This window comes from Sphingobium sp. GW456-12-10-14-TSB1 (genome assembly GCF_059424385.1).
In genome coordinates, this window is record NZ_JBWKZI010000001.1 from 1045536 (window position 1) to 1061922 (window position 16387).

19 protein-coding genes and 1 tRNA gene are annotated in these 16387 nt (G+C 61.9%); 6 read left to right on the forward strand and 14 right to left on the reverse strand.

Annotated features, from left to right (window positions below; translation table 11 throughout):
- The first annotated feature begins 202 nt into the window (after positions 1-202).
- On the forward strand, positions 203-634 hold the full coding sequence (locus AC07X9_RS05110; protein ID WP_254894902.1) for an ADP-dependent NAD(P)H-hydrate dehydratase: 432 nt from the start codon (positions 203-205) through the stop codon (positions 632-634).
- A gap of 12 nt (positions 635-646) precedes the next feature.
- Positions 647-1135: an exodeoxyribonuclease III gene (locus AC07X9_RS05115; RefSeq protein ID WP_254908096.1), complete on the forward strand. Its 489-nt coding sequence runs from the start codon at positions 647-649 to the stop codon at positions 1133-1135.
- A gap of 12 nt (positions 1136-1147) precedes the next feature.
- On the opposite strand, the gene AC07X9_RS05120 is transcribed toward AC07X9_RS05115, so the two are convergent.
- On the reverse strand, positions 1148-1576 hold the full coding sequence (locus AC07X9_RS05120; protein WP_084276701.1) for a CorA family divalent cation transporter: 429 nt from the start codon (positions 1574-1576) through the stop codon (positions 1148-1150).
- Between the two features lie 241 nt (positions 1577-1817).
- Positions 1818-2120, reverse strand: a complete 303-nt coding sequence (locus tag AC07X9_RS05125) for a hypothetical protein (RefSeq protein ID WP_036527573.1) — start codon at positions 2118-2120, stop codon at positions 1818-1820.
- A 164-nt stretch (positions 2121-2284) separates the two neighbouring features.
- On the opposite strand from AC07X9_RS05125, the gene AC07X9_RS05130 reads away from it, so the two are divergent.
- Positions 2285-2914, forward strand: coding sequence for a hemerythrin domain-containing protein (locus AC07X9_RS05130; RefSeq protein ID WP_176217825.1), 630 nt, complete (start codon positions 2285-2287; stop codon positions 2912-2914).
- A gap of 824 nt (positions 2915-3738) precedes the next feature.
- On the opposite strand, the gene AC07X9_RS05135 is transcribed toward AC07X9_RS05130, so the two are convergent.
- The 5 genes from AC07X9_RS05135 to AC07X9_RS05155 form a co-directional block, all read right to left on the reverse strand.
- Positions 3739-4496, reverse strand: a protein-coding gene (locus AC07X9_RS05135) for an IS5 family transposase (protein WP_139797265.1) whose coding sequence is annotated in 2 segments (ribosomal slippage) — positions 3739-4175 and positions 4175-4496 — 759 coding nt in all. Because the reading frame shifts where the segments join, the coding sequence is not laid out codon by codon here.
- Positions 4497-4521: 25 nt separating this feature from the next.
- Entirely contained in the window at positions 4522-4677 is a 156-nt protein-coding gene (locus tag AC07X9_RS05140; RefSeq protein WP_155986348.1) for a hypothetical protein, read from the reverse strand.
- Positions 4678-4728: 51 nt separating this feature from the next.
- The gene (locus AC07X9_RS05145) at positions 4729-5193 is read right to left on the reverse strand and encodes an NADH dehydrogenase ubiquinone Fe-S protein 4 (protein WP_363331276.1); all 465 of its coding nucleotides are present in this window, start codon (positions 5191-5193) and stop codon (positions 4729-4731) included.
- On the reverse strand, positions 5156-5683 hold the full coding sequence (locus tag AC07X9_RS05150) for an Hsp20/alpha crystallin family protein (protein ID WP_036527734.1): 528 nt from the start codon (positions 5681-5683) through the stop codon (positions 5156-5158). The genes AC07X9_RS05145 and AC07X9_RS05150 overlap by 38 nt, the downstream gene beginning before the upstream one ends.
- Before the next feature lie 102 nt (positions 5684-5785).
- Entirely contained in the window at positions 5786-6259 is a 474-nt protein-coding gene (locus AC07X9_RS05155) for an Hsp20 family protein (protein WP_036527568.1), read from the reverse strand.
- A 440-nt stretch (positions 6260-6699) separates the two neighbouring features.
- On the opposite strand from AC07X9_RS05155, the gene AC07X9_RS05160 reads away from it, so the two are divergent.
- The 3 genes from AC07X9_RS05160 to AC07X9_RS05170 are packed head-to-tail and all read left to right on the forward strand — an operon-like array spanning position 6700 to position 8853.
- Complete coding sequence (locus AC07X9_RS05160) at positions 6700-7338, forward strand: Bax inhibitor-1/YccA family protein (RefSeq protein ID WP_036527567.1); 639 nt, start codon at positions 6700-6702, stop codon at positions 7336-7338.
- 13 nt (positions 7339-7351) lie between these two features.
- Positions 7352-7999, forward strand: a complete 648-nt coding sequence (locus tag AC07X9_RS05165; RefSeq protein WP_081799102.1) for an HdeD family acid-resistance protein — start codon at positions 7352-7354, stop codon at positions 7997-7999.
- Positions 7996-8853: a trypsin-like peptidase domain-containing protein gene (locus AC07X9_RS05170; protein ID WP_036527564.1), complete on the forward strand. Its 858-nt coding sequence runs from the start codon at positions 7996-7998 to the stop codon at positions 8851-8853. Before AC07X9_RS05165 ends, AC07X9_RS05170 begins: the two co-directional genes overlap by 4 nt.
- 10 nt (positions 8854-8863) lie before the next feature.
- Here AC07X9_RS05170 and AC07X9_RS05175 read toward each other — a convergent pair whose 3' ends face one another.
- The 7 genes from AC07X9_RS05175 to AC07X9_RS05205 form a co-directional block, all read right to left on the reverse strand.
- Positions 8864-9826 carry a PAS domain S-box protein gene (locus AC07X9_RS05175; protein ID WP_051586975.1) on the reverse strand — a complete coding sequence of 321 codons (963 nt, stop codon included), beginning with the start codon at positions 9824-9826 and terminating at the stop codon, positions 8864-8866.
- 533 nt (positions 9827-10359) lie between these two features.
- A tRNA-Lys gene (locus tag AC07X9_RS05180) sits at positions 10360-10435 on the reverse strand.
- A 124-nt stretch (positions 10436-10559) separates the two neighbouring features.
- Positions 10560-11672, reverse strand: a complete 1113-nt coding sequence (gene rodA, locus AC07X9_RS05185) for a rod shape-determining protein RodA (protein WP_017183091.1) — start codon at positions 11670-11672, stop codon at positions 10560-10562.
- Entirely contained in the window at positions 11669-13747 is a 2079-nt protein-coding gene (gene mrdA, locus AC07X9_RS05190) for a penicillin-binding protein 2 (RefSeq protein ID WP_026002376.1), read from the reverse strand. The genes rodA and mrdA overlap by 4 nt, the downstream gene beginning before the upstream one ends.
- Positions 13744-14271, reverse strand: coding sequence for a rod shape-determining protein MreD (mreD, locus tag AC07X9_RS05195; RefSeq protein WP_017183093.1), 528 nt, complete (start codon positions 14269-14271; stop codon positions 13744-13746). Before mreD ends, mrdA begins: the two co-directional genes overlap by 4 nt.
- Positions 14268-15182, reverse strand: coding sequence for a rod shape-determining protein MreC (mreC, locus tag AC07X9_RS05200; RefSeq protein WP_017183094.1), 915 nt, complete (start codon positions 15180-15182; stop codon positions 14268-14270). Before mreC ends, mreD begins: the two co-directional genes overlap by 4 nt.
- Before the next feature lie 30 nt (positions 15183-15212).
- Complete coding sequence (locus AC07X9_RS05205) at positions 15213-16259, reverse strand: rod shape-determining protein (RefSeq protein WP_017183095.1); 1047 nt, start codon at positions 16257-16259, stop codon at positions 15213-15215.
- Positions 16260-16387: the final 128 nt, after the last annotated feature.

The following is a 16387-nucleotide window of genomic DNA, read 5'->3' on the forward strand; positions in this document are numbered from 1 at the left end:
AAAAACAGTCGCGGACGGGTGCTCGCAATTGGCGGGTCCGCGACAGTCCCGGGCGGCATCCAACTCACTGTCGAGGCAGCACTACGCGCTGGAGCTAGCAAAATTCAGGTGGTGAGCGTCGAAAGCGCGCCGCTCTCACTGGGCATCGCCATGCCAGAAGTTGCCGTTTGCAGTGCCGCGGAATCGTGCTGGCGAGATTGCAATGAAAAACTCGGCTCCGCTTTCGAACTTCTTGGGAATGTGCGATGCTGTGGTCGCCGGGCCGGCGATGTCCGATGGTAAAGCGGCATCCAAGGTTACCGGTCACCTGCTAAGATTGTGCCACGCCCAATTGGTGCTCGATGCCGCGATGCTGATGTATCTTGTCTCCCATGCGGATCGTCTTCGCTCGCTCGCACATCCCTCAGTATTGACGCCGCACATCGGAGCGCTGGCGGCAATGCTGGCCTGTGACGCTGACGAGATCGAGCAAAACCGACTGAGCGCCGTGAAGAAAGCCAGTTCTCGATTTGGGGCGGTGTGCGTGCTCAAAGGTGCAACCAGTCTGAGCGCCGCGCCAGGCGGCGATGCGTTCGCCTATGCCGGGGGTGGAGTCGGGTTGCCCGGCGGTGAGGACGATAGGCAGAGCCGTTAGAATGAGGCCGCAATCAACGGGGTGCTCGTGGCTGGCTTTTATCTGCTAAACGGCAATCCCCGCCCGGGGCCGAAATTCGAATACAAACTGCACTGGTTCGAAAGGCTCGAGGCGCATCTTGCGACACTTATTGGTCTCGATGTGCCAGTGGTCATCGCGGGTGATTTCAACGTCATGCCGACTGATCTTGACGTCTACGCGCCTGACCGCTGGCGTGACGATGCCTTGTTTGCCCCAAAAGTTCGCGCCGTTTACGCGCGATTGCAGGAACAGGGCTGGAGTGACGCGATACGAAAGCTGCATCCGGATAAAGCCATATATACATTCTGGAAATATTGGCGACGTTCGTTCGAGCGCAATGCCGGGCTCACGATAGATCATGTTTTGCTCAACCCGGCAGCAGCGAAATTTCTCGAAGCGGCAAAGGTCTATCTACGACCAAGAGCTTGGGAGAGCGCTAGCGATCATGCTCCGGTCATGATTGAACTCGACATCGATTAGGCTCCGTCCAGGTCATACCCATTTTCGCCATTTCGCGACAACAAACGATGCGATGCCAAAGGCTGTCAACCCAGCTATGACGATCTCGAACCCGAACATTCCGCTCTCGAACAACGGTAGCTTGAAGTTCATTCCTAACAAGCCTGCGACCGCTGCGCAGAAGCCGATAACCGCGGTCAGAAAGGTTAGTACCTTGACAAGGTCGTTGGTCTGCTGCGTTGTGATCGAGGTGTAAAGATCGAAGCTGCCGACCACAACATCGCGGGTTCGCTCCACTTCGTCAATTGCGCGTTCGTACCGTGATACCAGACGCTCGAACGGGCCCAACGCCGCGCGATCGAAATTCTGAGCGAAATCAGGGCGCAGGAAGCCGTAGAAGATCGCCCGTTGGCTCGACAACTGCGCCCGCAGCTTCGAAACACGCAACCTGACATCGACGATCTTGCCAGGATCTCGCGCTGGGTGCCGTCTGCCAGGATGGCGGCATCGAGTTGGTCAGTGTCGGCCTCGATATCGGATACTTCTTCGAAGTACTGGGTCAGGTGCCAATCCAGCAGCGAGGCCGCCAGCAGGGCTGGACTTAACTTGCCGATATCGGTCTCACCCTTATCCTGCGCGCGAAAGTCGGAGAGATATCGAACCTGCTCGCGGTGGACCGTTATCAGCCACCGGGTTCCAACAATCATGCCAAGTTGGACCCCTCGCGGCGCGTATTGGAACGAAAATCGCCAGGCGCGTCGATGGCGAATGCGAAGGAGTCGGTATAGTTATCTAGCAACGCATCGCGCTTTAGATCGACGACCCGTTCGAACATTTTTGGTGTAATGCCAAATGCCGAACCGATCGCCGCCAGGTCCTCGCCGCTACTGCCTTCGATATCGATCCACAGCAGTTGGTCATCGCGAAGCTCGGAAGGCAGGGGTATAATTCCCTGAACCTCCTCGTCGCCTCCCTTGGCATCATAGATGAAGGTATGGATAGCCATTATCCGAAAACGGCGCGCTAGGGCGAACGGTTCCTGCCTTCCCCGGAACATTCAGGTTTGCCCCCGTTGGAGCAACGGATCGCCGGGCTGAATACGCGACAGAAAGCCGCGGTCATCGATTTCCGCGCCTTCATCCGGCCAACACGGCAATCAGGAAATTTACCATGTCCATTCTCGATAAAGTCGTAGCCGCGCTGACCCCGCCAGAATCAGATGAAGACCGTGCCAATGCCCGCGCGCGCGCAGAGGCCTATGCGCCGCGCGCCCCTTGGTCGGCGATGGTGCTCGATCACCACCGGCAGATCGACGATGCGTTTGCTGCGGTCAAAGTCGCCACCGACGCGGATACGCGCCGCGCGCGCCTGAAAGAGCTTGGGGCGCTGCTGACGGGGCATTTAGAAGGAGTGATCTATCCTCCGCTGTCGGACGTTGGCGACACCGGCCATGCGACAATGGCTTATACCGAGCAGGCAGCCGCAAAGATGCAGATGGGCTTGCTGGAGCGGATGAACCCGATGAGCGAGGACTTCGAAGACAAGTTCGGCCATCTCGAGGGCGCGGTGACGCACCACGTCTATGAGGAAGAGGGCAAATGGTTCACCGAACTGTACGCTAGCGCACCCGACGCCGATCATGCCGTCATCGCAAAGCGCTATAGCGAAGAATTCAACTGCTACATGTCCGGCGGAGACGGCGCTGCGATGTTCGGTGGGGTGAGCAACGCCACCGGCGCTCCGCAGCGGATCAATAGCAGCAAGGATTTAGTGCATCGCTCGTCCGCACCGCAGACCTGAGATTCGCGCGGTGCCGGCCTTCGCCAGCGCCCGCCCTTTCAATGTGTTTTGGGCGCAGGGTTAGGGCGGTGGCGCCAGCTGTTATTTTCCGCATAGGTTTTCCATTCGCCCTCGCGCAGCGCCAGCGATCAGCAATCGTCAGCAACGCCATCGGATTCCCCGCAAGGCCGAGATGGCTAGCTTGGTTACGGTTCGTTCGAGACTGGGTCGGTTGACCGTCCATTACTTTCGACTGCGATGCCGTTTTCCCTACATTTGACGCTGTAGGGCACGCAGGAAAATCCCGTTTTCGCGTGAGCGATGTAGTTAATTTCTGGTCCAGTGACCGGTGCGATAAGCGGCCAGAATGGGTCATGCGGCAATCCCGGCGCGGTGCGTCAATACAGTGAAGCAGTTGTCGAGCTGAGGAGTGGATTCCACCGATCTGATCATTCCGCACAGAGCGTTTTCCGCAGGTTTGGGTGAAAATTGCATCGTTACAACCCTTTGTCCGGGCGGGGGGGAGCGCATGCGCTGGCGAATGGTGGTCTGTGGCCCCGGGCGAATCGATCTGAACCCGCCGGCCATGCATCAGTCTCAACTGAACCACATTGAGGCAGCTTACGATCTCTATTCTTACCAGCGTGGCGGCGTCCTGAGGGTAGCCATCACTTTGTGAGCCAGTGGCAAGGCCCGAACCACTTCGCTGATGCTGTGCGATCAGCGCGCAGCCAGCGAAGGATTCGGTTCCTATGCAATGGTGATATCCTGCTCGATGCAATACAGGCGCGCTGCAACGCCGGCTCGGCAAGTAGCAGCGCCAAGCTAGGCTCAGGACTCGTTGATCACAGCCAGAAGAACACGGTGGCTGCGAGAGCGAGGGCGGAGAAGAAGACGGTTGAGCAGCGGTCGTAGCGGGTTGCCACACGGCGCCAGTCTTTCAGGCGACCAAACATGATCTCGATGCGGTTTCGGCGTTTGGATCGGCGCTTGTCGTATTTGACGGGAAAAGAACGGGATTTCCGGCCCGGAATGCAAGGCGTGATGCCCTTTTGCTCGAGCGCATCCCTGAACCATTCGGCGTCACAGCCCCGGTCAGCCAGCATCCACTGCGCCTTGGGTAGATCATCGAGCAGGGCTGCCGCGCCGGTGTAATCGCTGATATGTCCTGCCGTGATGAAGAAGCTCAAAGGGCGGCCGTTGGCATCGGTGACGGCGTGAAGCTTGGTATTCATGCCGCCCTTGGTCCGCCCGATCAGGCGGCCGAGGCCCCCTTTTTTACCCCAAGGCTGGAAGCCGTGCGGTGGGCCTTGAGATAGGTAGCATCGATCATGACGGTCTGGGGATCGGCTCTCTGGGCAGACAGCCCCTCCATCATCCGGCCAAACACGCCCATCTCGCCCCACCGTTTCCAGCGGTTGTAGAGCGTCTTGTGCGGACCGTATTCCCTGGGCGCATCACGCCAGCGCAGCCCGTTGCGGTTGACGAAGATGATCCCGCTCAGCACGCGCCGATCATCGACCCGGGGCTTGCCGTGGCTCCTGGGAAAATAGGGCGAAGGACGCGCCATCTGCTCGTCCGTCAGCCAATACAGGTCGCTCATGCTCAGTCTCCTCGCGGAGCCTGAATCACATCGCCGTCAGCCAATCAATGGGTCCTGAGCCTAGGCCGTCCGGCAGGCTTACAGTCATTACCTTGTTGTGGAGATTGCCGGCCAGCGCGGTTCCCGCGACCGCGAGGACCGCGATGCCGGCAAACAAGGCTGAACGAACAAGCAGTTTCATCTGTCATCCTCCGTGATTTTGGGGTTACGGTTTTCGCGTTCGCGACCTCGGCTAGCTCGCGAACCTGTATTGGCCGCAGCACAGCGGATGCGGACCCGTCGGCAAGCAGCAAATTACGGGCGGCGCATTTGCGACCGGGAGCGGCGCCGAACTCCTGCGACCCTTCGGTTCTTCACGGCAGGTGAACGGCACCCCCTGCCGTCGGCAGTAGCCTTCGGCCGATTGGCGGTCGGGAAACCTGAGCTCGATCGTTTCGAGTGGATCCCCGCCGCCAGTCCAACCCGTAAGGGCATCGGCCGACGGACCCCAACGAGGCTGGAAGCGAACACGCCACTTGCCACTCGCTACGCGGCTGCCCTGATTCGTGGCGACAGGCAGGGGCTCGACGATCGCTCGCGCGTCCCTCGGGAGCGCCGAGCTCAGCGTAGGCCCGTTGTCATTGGCGGAAGGCCCGGGACCTGAGTCCCGGGCCGACCGGTCATGCCGCCTTCCCATTGACGGGAATTCGGCGAACATTCTCGTTCGCCGCCTCCGTCCGGGGCAGGATCACCGTGAGCACGCCGTTCTTGAAAGTCGCGGTTACCTTGTCACGGTCGACGCCCTGCGGCAGGCCGATCCGCCGCTCGAAGCGACCGTAACTGCGCTCGGAGTAGCCGCGGTCTTTGTCCTCGACCTCGGCGCGCTTTTCGCCGCGCAAGGTGAGCACGCCTTCCTCGACGGTGAGCTCGACATCCTTTTCGGCGAGGCCAGGTAGCTCCGCTGTCACACGGATTTCCTTGTCGGTCTCGCCGAGCTCAACATGCGGCCAGGACAGGTTTCGCTCGAAACCGCTAAAGGCCGGCATACCGAAACCTCGCAGGACATCGTCGAACAACCTGTTCACGTCACGATGAAGCGAGAGCAACGGATGCGAACGGGATTCCCGTTCGTGCTCACGCTCAGCGCTCACTGGGACCGGAAGCCGGTTTTCCTGCCGGCTCCAGGGAATGAGATCACGAAATGCCATGATAGTCATCTCCTCTTCTGGCTGGATTGGGGCTTAACCTGCCGGCCGCCGCTTGCGGGGGGTACGGGGAGGTAGCGGCGCCGGCAGGCCGGTGGGCATGGATCAGGCAGGTTCGCTGACCTTCTCCTTCACCTCACCGATTTGCTTGGTCGCAGGCTCACCGCCGCCGATTTCGATGCGCCGCGGCTTCATCGCCTCGGGCACAACTCGCTTCAGCTCGATCGAAAGTAGCCCGTTTTCGAACCGCGCGTTCCCGGCTTCGACGAAGTCGGCAAGCTGGAAACGGCGTTCGAAGGCGCGGGCGGCGATGCCGCGGTGCAGATACTCGCCCTTACCGTCGTCCTCGGCACGCTTGCCGGTGACGGTGAGCAGGTTCTGCTGGGCTACCACCTCGATGTCCTCTGGCCGGAAGCCGGCGACCGCCACCGTAATCCGGTAACTGTCCTCACCTTCTCTGAGGATGTCGAAGGGCGGATAGCCGTCCTCCTCGCGAGCGCCTGCCTCGAGCAGGTTGAAGAGGCGATCAAAGCCGACGGTCGAGCGCCGGTAAGGTGCAAAGTCGAAGTTCGTTCTCATTTCCAAATCCTCCAAATTGAGCAATTTGGGCATGAGATGCGCCGGAGAGAGCCGGCGCTCTCATGTGTCCCACCGGACCCGGTTGGCGTCCGGCAGAAAAAATCTAGGAAGCCGTAGAGCGCTTTCAAGAGGTTTTTCGCGCATTCCATTTTTCAATCGCGAGCGCAGTTGAAGGTCTTGAAATTGCTCGGAGCCGTACAAGATTCGGCCTGCGGACCGGGCCCCTCTGACGGCGGTTGTTCCAGCCTCCGTGATGTCGGACCGCATCGAGTGCGCTCGGTGCAGGATCGCAGGCTTCATGCCAAGCCGCCGAGTGCCTCATTGATTTGGAAACAAAGGAGTGAGGCATGAATAGCCTATTTGACCCTGTTACATATTCGCGCCCTTCGTCTACGCGCGCCCAAGGTGCGGCCGTCTACGACGAGGGCCTCCGCCGGCATATGCTTGGCGTCTATCGCAACATGGCGCTGGGCCTTGGCACCTCAGCGCTCGTCGCGCTGCTGATCGCGAGCACGCCCGCGGTCTATCAGCCGATCTTCGGCACCCCGCTGAAATGGGTGGCGATCTTCGCGCCGCTGGCGTTTGTGCTGTTCTTCTCGTTCCGTGTCGAGCGGATGACAACGGCGCAGGCCCGCGCGGCCTTCTATGCCTTCGCGGCGGTGATGGGCGTGTCGATGGCGAGCATCTTCCTCGTCTTCACCGGCACCAGCATCGCACTGGCCTTTGCGAGCGCGGCGGCGGTCTTCGCGGCCATGAGTCTGTGGGGCTACACGACCAACGTCGATCTGTCGCGCTGGACGACCTTCCTGATGGTCGGCCTTCTCGGTGTCGTGATCGCTAGCCTCGTCAACTTGTTCATCGGTTCCTCGACGCTCCAGCTCGTCTTCTCGATCGCCGGCGTCCTAGTGTTCACCGGGCTTACCGCTTGGGACACACAGCGGCTAATGAGCGAATATCTGGCCTATGCGGGCAGCGACCGCGCCGACAAGCTGGCGGTGATGGGCGCGCTGTCGCTCTATCTGAACCACATCAACCTGTTCCAGCTGCTGCTGAGCCTGTTCGGTCAGCGCGAAGAATGACGGGAGGCAGCGGATGTCGACAATCGTACATAATTACACTTATCCCGGTGCGAGCAACGAAGCCCGCACCGGCGCTTCGCTGCTGAGCCGCAACTGGGCTTGGTTCGTCGTCCGCGGCGTCCTCGCCCTAATCGTTGTCGCGCTGGCCGTCCTCTTTCCGCTGAGCGCGCTGTTCGCTTTCACCATGGTCTTCGCCGCCTACGCCGGCGCGGACGGCCTGCTTTCGACGATCGCGGGCGCCCGCGGGGCGATGCGTAATGAAGAGCGCTGGTGGACGCTCGTTTTGCGCGGCATCATCGGCATCGCGGTCGCGGTGCTGTTCGTACTGATGCCGTTTGTGGCGACGGTCAGTTACGCGCTGGCGACGCTCGGCATTCTCAGCGCCTGGGCCATTATCGCCGGCGCGTTGGAACTGGCCGCGGCGATCCGGCTGCGCAAGGACATCGAAGGCGAGTGGCTCCTCGCCCTGTCGGGCGTCCTTTCCATCCTGCTGGGCCTTGCCATTCCGGTCGCCCTCGTGGTCACACCCTTGGCCACAATCCTGTCGGTCGCCTGGGTGATCGCGGGATATGCGATCATCGCGGGCGTCGTTCTGATCGGCCTGGGCCTGCGATTGCGCCGCCATGGGGAGAAATCGGGCCCGGGAGCGGAGCGCCCGTGAACCCGCGTGGACCGGGTTCGCGCCTGCCGCGCAGCTGGCTGGCCATGCTGGCCGCGACCGGACTCGCCTCCGGTCTGGCCGGCGGGTCTGCCGTGGCCTGGCTCGAGGCCGGGCGTGAAAAAGCGACTGTGGCAGCCAGTTCACCGATTGCGACCGATGCGGTTCCGCTGAACAGACTGACGGTTGCGCCGCTGGTCGAGCGCCTCGCACCCGCCGTGGTCAATGTCGCGGTGCTGCAGGCTTCGCCCTACGCGCAGAACCCGCTGCTGCGCGATCCCTATTATCGTTTCTTCCTCGGTGTGCCGGACGAGGCGCTGGCACCCCGGATCTCGGCGGGTTCAGGGTTTGTCGTTGATGCCACGCGCGGACTTGTGGTTACGAACCACCACGTCGTCGAGAATGCCCGCACGATCGCCGTCGGGTTTGGCAACCGGCAGGTCGAGGCCGAGTTTCTCGGTAGCGATCCCAACACGGATATTGCCGTCCTGCGCATTCCTGCACGTGGCTTGAAGCAGATCCCACTCGGCGATTCCGACCGGACGCATGTCGGTGACTATGTCGTCGCCATCGGCAATCCTTTCCAGGTGGGCCAGACGGTCACGGCGGGGATCGTCAGTGCCCTGCGCGCACCTTCAGAAGGCGGTCCGCGCTACGTCCAGACCGACGCGCCGATCAATCCCGGCAACTCGGGCGGTCCGTTGATCAACATGCGTGGTGAAGCGATTGGCGTGAACAGCGCGATCATCGCTCCCAGCGGTGGCAATGTCGGTATCGGTTTGGCGGTGCCGTCGCGTGTGGCACGCCAGGTTATCGAGCAGATTTCCGGCATCGAATTGCCACGCGGGGAGCGATGATCGCGCACGCCTACAAGCGTTCGCGCGCCACCTTGAGCTCAACTCGCAAGCCGTCCGGCCGCCACTCACGTTCGATACTTCCGCCGATTTGTCTGCTTGCCACGCGTTCAAGCTGGCTGCCGAACCCCTCGTCCTTCGGTCCATCGCCGAGCGGTTCTCCGCGCTCATCCCAGACCAGCGTCACCATCTCATCTTCCACGGCGGATCTGATCGTGACGGTACCGGAGGGCGACGCCAAGGCTCCGTACTTGGCGGCATTGGTGGCGAGCTCATAGAAAATCAGCGCGAATGCCGTCACTGCCCTACCCGTGAGGTCTAGATCGTCGCCGACGATACGCAGACGCTGGTCATGGTCCGAACAGTGATAGGGAGCCAAGATGGTGTGAAGGAGCGCGTGCAGTCGGACAGAATCGCTGGGATCCGCGACAGGATCTTTGGGCATCGTAAGCTCATGCGCCCGCGCCAAAGCGCCCAATCGCTCTTGGACAATGGCTGCTAGTTCCGCTGCGCTGGCAGCATCGCGCACGCTCATGCTGACGAGGCTGGCGGATAACGCGAACAGATTCCTCATCCGATGGTTCATTTCATGCAGGACGAGACGCTGCCACTCCTCGGCTCGTTTGCGCTCAGTAATGTCCCTTGCGATCGTGGAGGCGCCGATGACCGCGCCGTTGGCATCGCGTAGGGGCGAGATGCTGAGTGAGATATCGACCAGACTTCCGTCCTTGCAGCGCCTTACCGTTTCATTACGGCGGACGTGCTCACCTCGCCGCAGCCGCGCCAGAATCGATGCCTCCTCGTCCTGCCGATCATCCGGCAGCAGAATCGTGACGGGTTTTCCGATGATATCAGGCGCTCGATAGCCAAAGAGTCTTTCCGCTCCCCTGTTCCAGCTGGTGATAGTCCCTTCCAGATCCTTCGTAAGGATGGCATCGTCGGAAGCTTCTATAATGGCAGCGAGACGTTGCGCCATTTCGTCCGCCGTTGCCCAAGCTAGTGAATGGCCGGACACCTCTGATTCGCAAAACCGCTTCACTTGCCATTACCTCCGCCATGGGATTTTTGCTCGATCCGCTGTCGCTTTTTCTGAACAAGAAAAATGTCTGCGGCCCGGCGGCACCCACAAGCACTGTGAGCATGATCGATGCGAAATTGACATTGTTGACTCGCTCCGAAGCAGCAGAGTCAGGGCCACCGCGCTAGGTCAGCAGACTTATGGTAACAGATACACAATCTTAGAGCAATGAGATCACAGCAGTCGCTGTCTCTGACGGGCTGAAGCATCCCGCTTACAACGCCCTCGTTGTGCGGGAGCCCAATAGTCCGAATCAAGGATCATTTGTGGGCGAGACGACGACCTGCAAGGCGCGTCCAGCTTGCCCATGCCCTATGGCTCTGGGCGAAACCAAATCTCTTGCGTGCTACCTAGAGAGCTACCTAGCTGGGCACATCCTGCGAAACTTCGCAGTCCAATGACCTGTAAGAACTTGAATTTAAGTGAGAATTTGGTGGACGCACTAGGGCTCGAACCTAGGACCCGCTGATTAAGAGTCAGCTGCTCTACCAACTGAGCTATGCGTCCACACCGGCAATCGGGCGGTCTGGATGACCAGTGCCCGTTGGCGTGGGCGGGCAATTAGCAGCGTCATCGGGATTCGCAAACCCTAAATTGCGTTGGGTTGCAGAAATATTGCGCGGGGGCGGCTTCAGCCCCAGTTTCGGGGGTTGTTCGCGCGGCTGTTGGAGCGGTCGATCGCCATGATGATGCCCACGCACAGCATGACGGTCAGCATCGACGATCCGCCATAGGACATGAAGGGCAGGGGGATGCCCACCACCGGGGCCAGGCCCATCACCATCATCAGGTTGATGGCGACATAGAAGAAGATCGTCGTGGTCAGCCCCGCCGCGACCAGTCGGGCGAAGCGGTCGTTCGTACGCATCGCCACGCGCAGGCCCCAGCGGAACAGCAGCATGAACGCGCCGATCAGCAACAGGCCGCCAGCCATGCCCCATTCCTCCGCCATGGTGGCGAAAACGAAATCGGTATGGCCTTCGGGCAGATAGTCGAGATGGCTTTGTGATCCCTGCAGAAATCCCTTGCCCCAGATACCGCCCGAACCGATTGCGATCTTGGACTGGCTGATATGATAGCCCGCGCCCAGCGGATCGCTTTCCGGGTCCAGAAAGATGAGGACGCGCTTCTTCTGATAGTCGTGCAGGAAGCTGAAGGCGATCGGCACGATGGCAGCCACGGTCAGCCCCGATCCGATGAACAGGCGCAGCGGCAAGCCAGCCAGGAACATGACGGTCACGCCGCCAGCCAGGATCATCGTGGCGGTCCCCAGGTCCGGCTGGATCAACACCAGCGACCATGGCATGCCGATCAGCAAGAGAGCGGGCCAGATCGCGTTCCAGCTGCGGATTTCGCCCACCGGCAGGCGCGCATAGAATTGCGCCACGGCCAGCACGATGACCGGCTTCATGAATTCGGATGGCTGAAGCTGCATGAAGCCCAGATTGATCCAGCGCTGGCTTCCCCCCGCAACCCCGCCGATCAACTCGACCAGAAACAGCGCCACCAGAATGGCGCCATAGGCGGGAAAGGCGAAACGCGCGAAGATTTCCAGCGGGATGCGGCTAAGGACCAGCGCCATCGCGGAAAATATGCAGAAGCGCACCGCCTGGTTGGTCGCCCAGGGGAAGATACTGCCACCCGCCGCGCTGTAGAGGACCAGCGTACCGAAAACCGCGATGGCCAGCAGCAGCGCCATGACGCGCCAGGGGAATTGAGTGATGGGCTGGGGAATGATGCTCATGGCACATCCGCCGCATTGCTGCCGGGGGGAGGAGGGGCGTCGTCCGACTCGTCGGTTGGTGGTGCCGCTGGTGCTGGCGTGGCGCTGTTGCCCGCCGCTGCTGCGTTGCTGCCATTGTCGGCGGCAGGTGGCGGGACTTCACCCTTCTCGATCGCGCGGGCCAGCCGGAACGCGCCCATTTGCCGCGCCTGCCTTTCCGATGGGGTGCCGCCCCAGCCCTTTTCCAGCGTCTCCAGCTTCTCCATCGCCTTTTTGGGATCGAACAGATAGGACAGCGTATCGCTGGCGATCATCGGCGCGTCCTCGTTACGGATCAAATGCCCGCCATGTTCGATGATGCAGGCGACCGCATAGCGCGGATTGTCGAACGGCGCGAACCCCTGGAACAGGGCATGGTCGCGCAGCTTGAACGCCAGTGAGCTGTTGCCGCGTACCCCGCCCGCGCGCTCGGCCATGGTGATGCGCCGGACCTGCGCGGTGCCGGTCTTGCCGGCGATCAGCACGCCGGGGATCGACATGCGCGCGGCCCCGCCCGTGCCGCCGCCATTGACGACTGCGCTCATCGCATCGCGGATGACGACCAGATGCTCTTCGGATGCGCCGACCAACGCAGGCTCGGGACGCTTCGCGCCGTGCAGGAAATTGGGCATGAGTTGCTTGCCGGTCGCCAGCCGCGCGGCCATCACCGCCATTTGCAGCGGATTGATCAGCATATAGCCCTGACCGATGGTGGCGTTCACCGTGTCATACACCTGCCATTTCTGGTCATATTTCTTCAGCTTCCAGGCCGGGTCGGGCACCGTGCCGTAACTTTGGCTGGGGAAGGGCAGGTCGAAACGCTGGCCCATGCCGCACCGACGCGCCATCGCCGCGATCCGGTCCATGCCGATGCGCTGGGCCATCTGGTAGAAATATATGTCGCAGCTCTGGGCGATGGCGGTCCGCATGTTGACCGCGCCATGGCCGCGCCGCTTGTGGCAGTGGAACAGCGTATTGCCGACGCGCAGCGCCCCGGAGCAACCGACCGTTTCCTGCGGCCCGATGCCCGCTTCCAGCAGCGCGAGCGCCACCATCGGCTTGACGGTCGATCCGGGGGGATAAAGCCCCTGCAACGTCTTGTTGCGCAACGGGACATGGTCATCCTGCGACAACATCGCCCATTCCATATGGCTGATGCCGTCCGAAAAACTGTTCGGATCGAAACTGGGCATCGACGCCATCGCCAGCACATCGCCATTGGCGCAATCGATGACGACGACGGAGCCGCTCTGCGTCGCCAGCCGCCGTCCGGCATATTCCTGCAATCCCGCGTCGATGGTCAGCTTGATCGAATGGCCGGGCGTATCGGGTCGGGTGGTCAGTTCCCGCACGATCTTGCCGCGCGCCGTCACCTCGACCCGCTTGGCCCCTGGCTTGCCGGTCAGATGTTCGTCAAACGCGCGTTCCAGCCCGTCCTTGCCGACCTTGAAACCCGGCGTGATCAGCAGCGGATTCTTGCGTTCCTTATATTCCTCCGCCGTCGCCGCGCCGACATAGCCCAGCAAATGACCGACTGTGGACCCGCCCGGATAATGGCGCGAAAAGCCCTGGCTGGGCGCAACGCCCGGCAGGTCGGGCAGGCGTACGCTGACGGCGGCATATTGGTCATAGGTCAGCTTGTCGGCGACCTGCACCGGGCGGAACCCGGCCGACTTGTCCAGTTCCTCGCGAATGCGATCGACCTCGTCCGGCTCCAGGCTCAGCAATTGCGCCAGATGCTTCACCGTCGCATCGGCGTCGACCACCCGCTGCGGGATCAGGTCGACGCGAAAATCGGTGCGGTTGTTGGCCAGCGGCCGACCATGGCGGTCGATGATCCAGCCCCGGCGTGGCGGAATGAGCGTCAGGTTGACGCGGTTGCTCTCCGACAGGAGCGAATATTTCTCATTCTCCGCCACGCTGATCCACGCCATTCGCGCGGCCAGCACGGCGCCAACCGCCCCCTGGAGCGCCCCCAGCACCATGGTGCGGCGGGTGAAGGTGAAGGACTGGGCGGCTTCGGTGATGATCTGGCGTTTGGAACCGGGAAATTTCATGCCATCACGCGCCAGCGGTCGATCCGCGCGCATTGCCGGACGACGAAGGGAAACAACAATATCGTCCAGAACATCTGTGGCGCGACCAACAGCAACCTCACATCGCCTCCGCCGGTGATGCGGGCAAAGAACAGCCCGCCGGCCATGCAGACTATAATGGCGAAACCGGCGATCAGCCAGTCCTGCCGGTAACTACGCCATATCATGCGATGCTCGACCGCGTCGACGCCTATCAGCATGATGGTCCACAGGAACATGGCGGAACCGATCGGCTGCCCGCTCATCATGTCGTCGAACAGGCCGAGCGGCAGGCCGATCCACGCCCGCCACAATTCCGGGCGCAGCAATCGCCAGGATAGCAGAAACAGCAGGCCAAAGGGCGGCATGACCGGCGATTGCGCGATCACCGGCAGCGCCGTGACAGACGATCCCAGCATGACGGTGATGACCGGGATTCCCGCCAGCCGAAATCGGGACGGGTTCCGCCCCAGGCGCGGCACATAATGAAGGTGCCGGTCGATCATGGCGTCGCTACATTGCCCGGCTCTGCGCCCTCCGCCGCGGCGGGGGCGCCTGGGTCGGGGCGTGTTACGACTTGTTCAAACGCGCGCTCGACCACGACCGCATCGACGCGCGATGGGTTGGCCAGCGGGAAGCCCCAGGCGATTTCACCCTGCACCCGCACGACGACAGCGACGGGAATGTTGGGCTGATATATGCCGCCAATGCCCGATGTGACCAGCAGGTCGCCCGGCTTGAACGGATTGCGCCCGGCCGACAGCGACCGGATTTCCAGCGATCCGTCGCCGGCCCCGGTCGCGATGGCGGGCACATTGTCATTCGCCCGCCGCACCGGCACGATGCTGCCGCTATCGGTCAGCAACAGGACGTCGGACGTGTTGGGCGTGGTGCTATGCACCCGTCCGATCAGCCCTTCCGTCGCGCGCACCGGCATGCCCGGCTGCACGCCCTGCCACCGCCCCGCATTCAGGCGAGCGAAGCGCCGCGCGCTGCTGGAGGAGGAACTGATCAGCCGCGCCGTCAACAACTGGCTGGCATCCTCATCGACCAGCTTGAGCAATTTCTTGAGCCGCGCATTTTCCTGCGCCACGGCCTTGGCTTCGATGATGCGATTGCGATCCGCCTCCACCTGGCGGCGCAGCGCGACATTCTGCGACCCCGCGCGCCAATAGGCGGCCAGCACTTCGTCGATGGAACTGACCCCGCTCACCATGTTTTTCAGGCCCACGGACACAGGGCGGGTCAATTCGGCGGTAACTGCGCGAATACCTGCAAACCCGGTGGGATCGAAGATCGCGACGACGATCAGCAACAGCCCGATCGCTGCGCCGGTGACCGCCACCACATAGCTGGCGAACAGGCTATATTGCGCCTTCCGGTTGTGTCCGGGGCGTCGGCTGGGTGGCCGCGCCATCTACGCGTCCCTTTCGCTCTGGCCTAACGATCAGGCGGTTTGCAATACACCCCGGAAGATCGGATCTTCCATCGCACGGCCGGTGCCGATCGCCACGCAGGTCAGCGGGTCTTCGGCGATGGTGACGGGCAGGCCGGTTTCGTCGCGCAATTCGTCGTCCAGACCATGCAGCAACGCACCGCCGCCAGTCAGGACGATGCCCTGATCGACAATGTCGGCGGCCAGTTCGGGCGCGGTATTTTCCAGCGCGATCCGCACGCCTTCCACGATCGTGCTGATCGGTTCGGCCAGGGCATCGGCAATCTGGCCCTGATTGATGCTGATTTCCTTGGGCACGCCGTTCACCAGATCGCGGCCCTTGATATGGATCGTCTCACCCACGCCGTCGGCGGGCGACTGGGCGATGCCATATTGCTTCTTGATCCGTTCCGCCGTGGCTTCGCCGATCAGCAGATTGTGATGACGACGCACGAAGGACACGATCGCTTCGTCCATCTTGTCGCCGCCCACGCGCACGCTGGTGGTATAGGCCAGGCCACGCAGCGACAGCACGGCGACTTCGGTGGTGCCGCCGCCAATGTCGACAACCATCGAACCGATCGGCTCGGTCACGGGCATGTCCGCGCCGATCGCGGCCGCCATCGGTTCCTCGATCAGGAACACCTGCCGCGCACCGGCATTGCTGGCGGCATCGCGAATGGCGCGACGCTCGACGCTGGTGGAGCCGGACGGCACGCAGATCACGATTTCAGGCGCGCGCCAGGGGCTGTGCTTGCCGCCATGCACCTTGGTGATGAAATGCTTGATCATCTGTTCGGCGACGTCGATGTCGGCGATCACGCCGTCACGCAGTGGCCGGATGGCCTCGATCGAATCCGGGGTCTTGCCCATCATCAGCTTGGCGTCGACGCCGACCGCCTTCACCCGCTTCACGCCGTTCAGCGTTTCGACCGCCACCACCGACGGCTCGTTCAATACAATGCCGCGACCGCGCACATAGACCACCGTATTGGCGGTGCCCAGGTCGATGGCCATATCCTGCGAAGTGAATTTGAAGAGACGCGAGAAGATCGACATGCCTTATCCTGTATCGCCCGCCGTCCCCGCGACGCGACTGGGGGACCGGTCGGAAAGCTGTTCCGTTCATCACTGCGCTAAATGGCTTCTGCCCTGTTCAGTTGTCCTGTGCAGTGCAAAATATTTGG

Bases quoted from the DNA above. Each gene is read 5' to 3' on its own strand.
- AC07X9_RS05165 (WP_081799102.1), top strand. From the start codon at position 7,352: ATGTCGACAATCGTACATAATTACACTTATCCCGGTGCGAGCAACGAA.
- AC07X9_RS05155 (WP_036527568.1), bottom strand. From the start codon at position 6,259: ATGAGAACGAACTTCGACTTTGCACCTTACCGGCGCTCGACCGTCGGC.
- rodA (WP_017183091.1), bottom strand. From the start codon at position 11,672: ATGAGCATCATTCCCCAGCCCATCACTCAATTCCCCTGGCGCGTCATG.
- AC07X9_RS05145 (WP_363331276.1), bottom strand. From the start codon at position 5,193: ATGTTCGCCGAATTCCCGTCAATGGGAAGGCGGCATGACCGGTCGGCC.
- mrdA (WP_026002376.1), bottom strand. From the start codon at position 13,747: ATGAAATTTCCCGGTTCCAAACGCCAGATCATCACCGAAGCCGCCCAG.
- mreD (WP_017183093.1), bottom strand. From the start codon at position 14,271: ATGATCGACCGGCACCTTCATTATGTGCCGCGCCTGGGGCGGAACCCG.
- AC07X9_RS05125 (WP_036527573.1), bottom strand. From the start codon at position 2,120: ATGGCTATCCATACCTTCATCTATGATGCCAAGGGAGGCGACGAGGAG.
- mreC (WP_017183094.1), bottom strand. From the start codon at position 15,182: ATGGCGCGGCCACCCAGCCGACGCCCCGGACACAACCGGAAGGCGCAA.
- AC07X9_RS05110 (WP_254894902.1), top strand. From the start codon at position 203: ATGAAAAACTCGGCTCCGCTTTCGAACTTCTTGGGAATGTGCGATGCT.
- AC07X9_RS05150 (WP_036527734.1), bottom strand. From the start codon at position 5,683: ATGGCATTTCGTGATCTCATTCCCTGGAGCCGGCAGGAAAACCGGCTT.
- AC07X9_RS05130 (WP_176217825.1), top strand. From the start codon at position 2,285: ATGTCCATTCTCGATAAAGTCGTAGCCGCGCTGACCCCGCCAGAATCA.
- AC07X9_RS05160 (WP_036527567.1), top strand. From the start codon at position 6,700: ATGCTTGGCGTCTATCGCAACATGGCGCTGGGCCTTGGCACCTCAGCG.
- AC07X9_RS05205 (WP_017183095.1), bottom strand. From the start codon at position 16,259: ATGTCGATCTTCTCGCGTCTCTTCAAATTCACTTCGCAGGATATGGCC.
- AC07X9_RS05175 (WP_051586975.1), bottom strand. From the start codon at position 9,826: ATGGCGCAACGTCTCGCTGCCATTATAGAAGCTTCCGACGATGCCATC.
- AC07X9_RS05140 (WP_155986348.1), bottom strand. From the start codon at position 4,677: ATGAAACTGCTTGTTCGTTCAGCCTTGTTTGCCGGCATCGCGGTCCTC.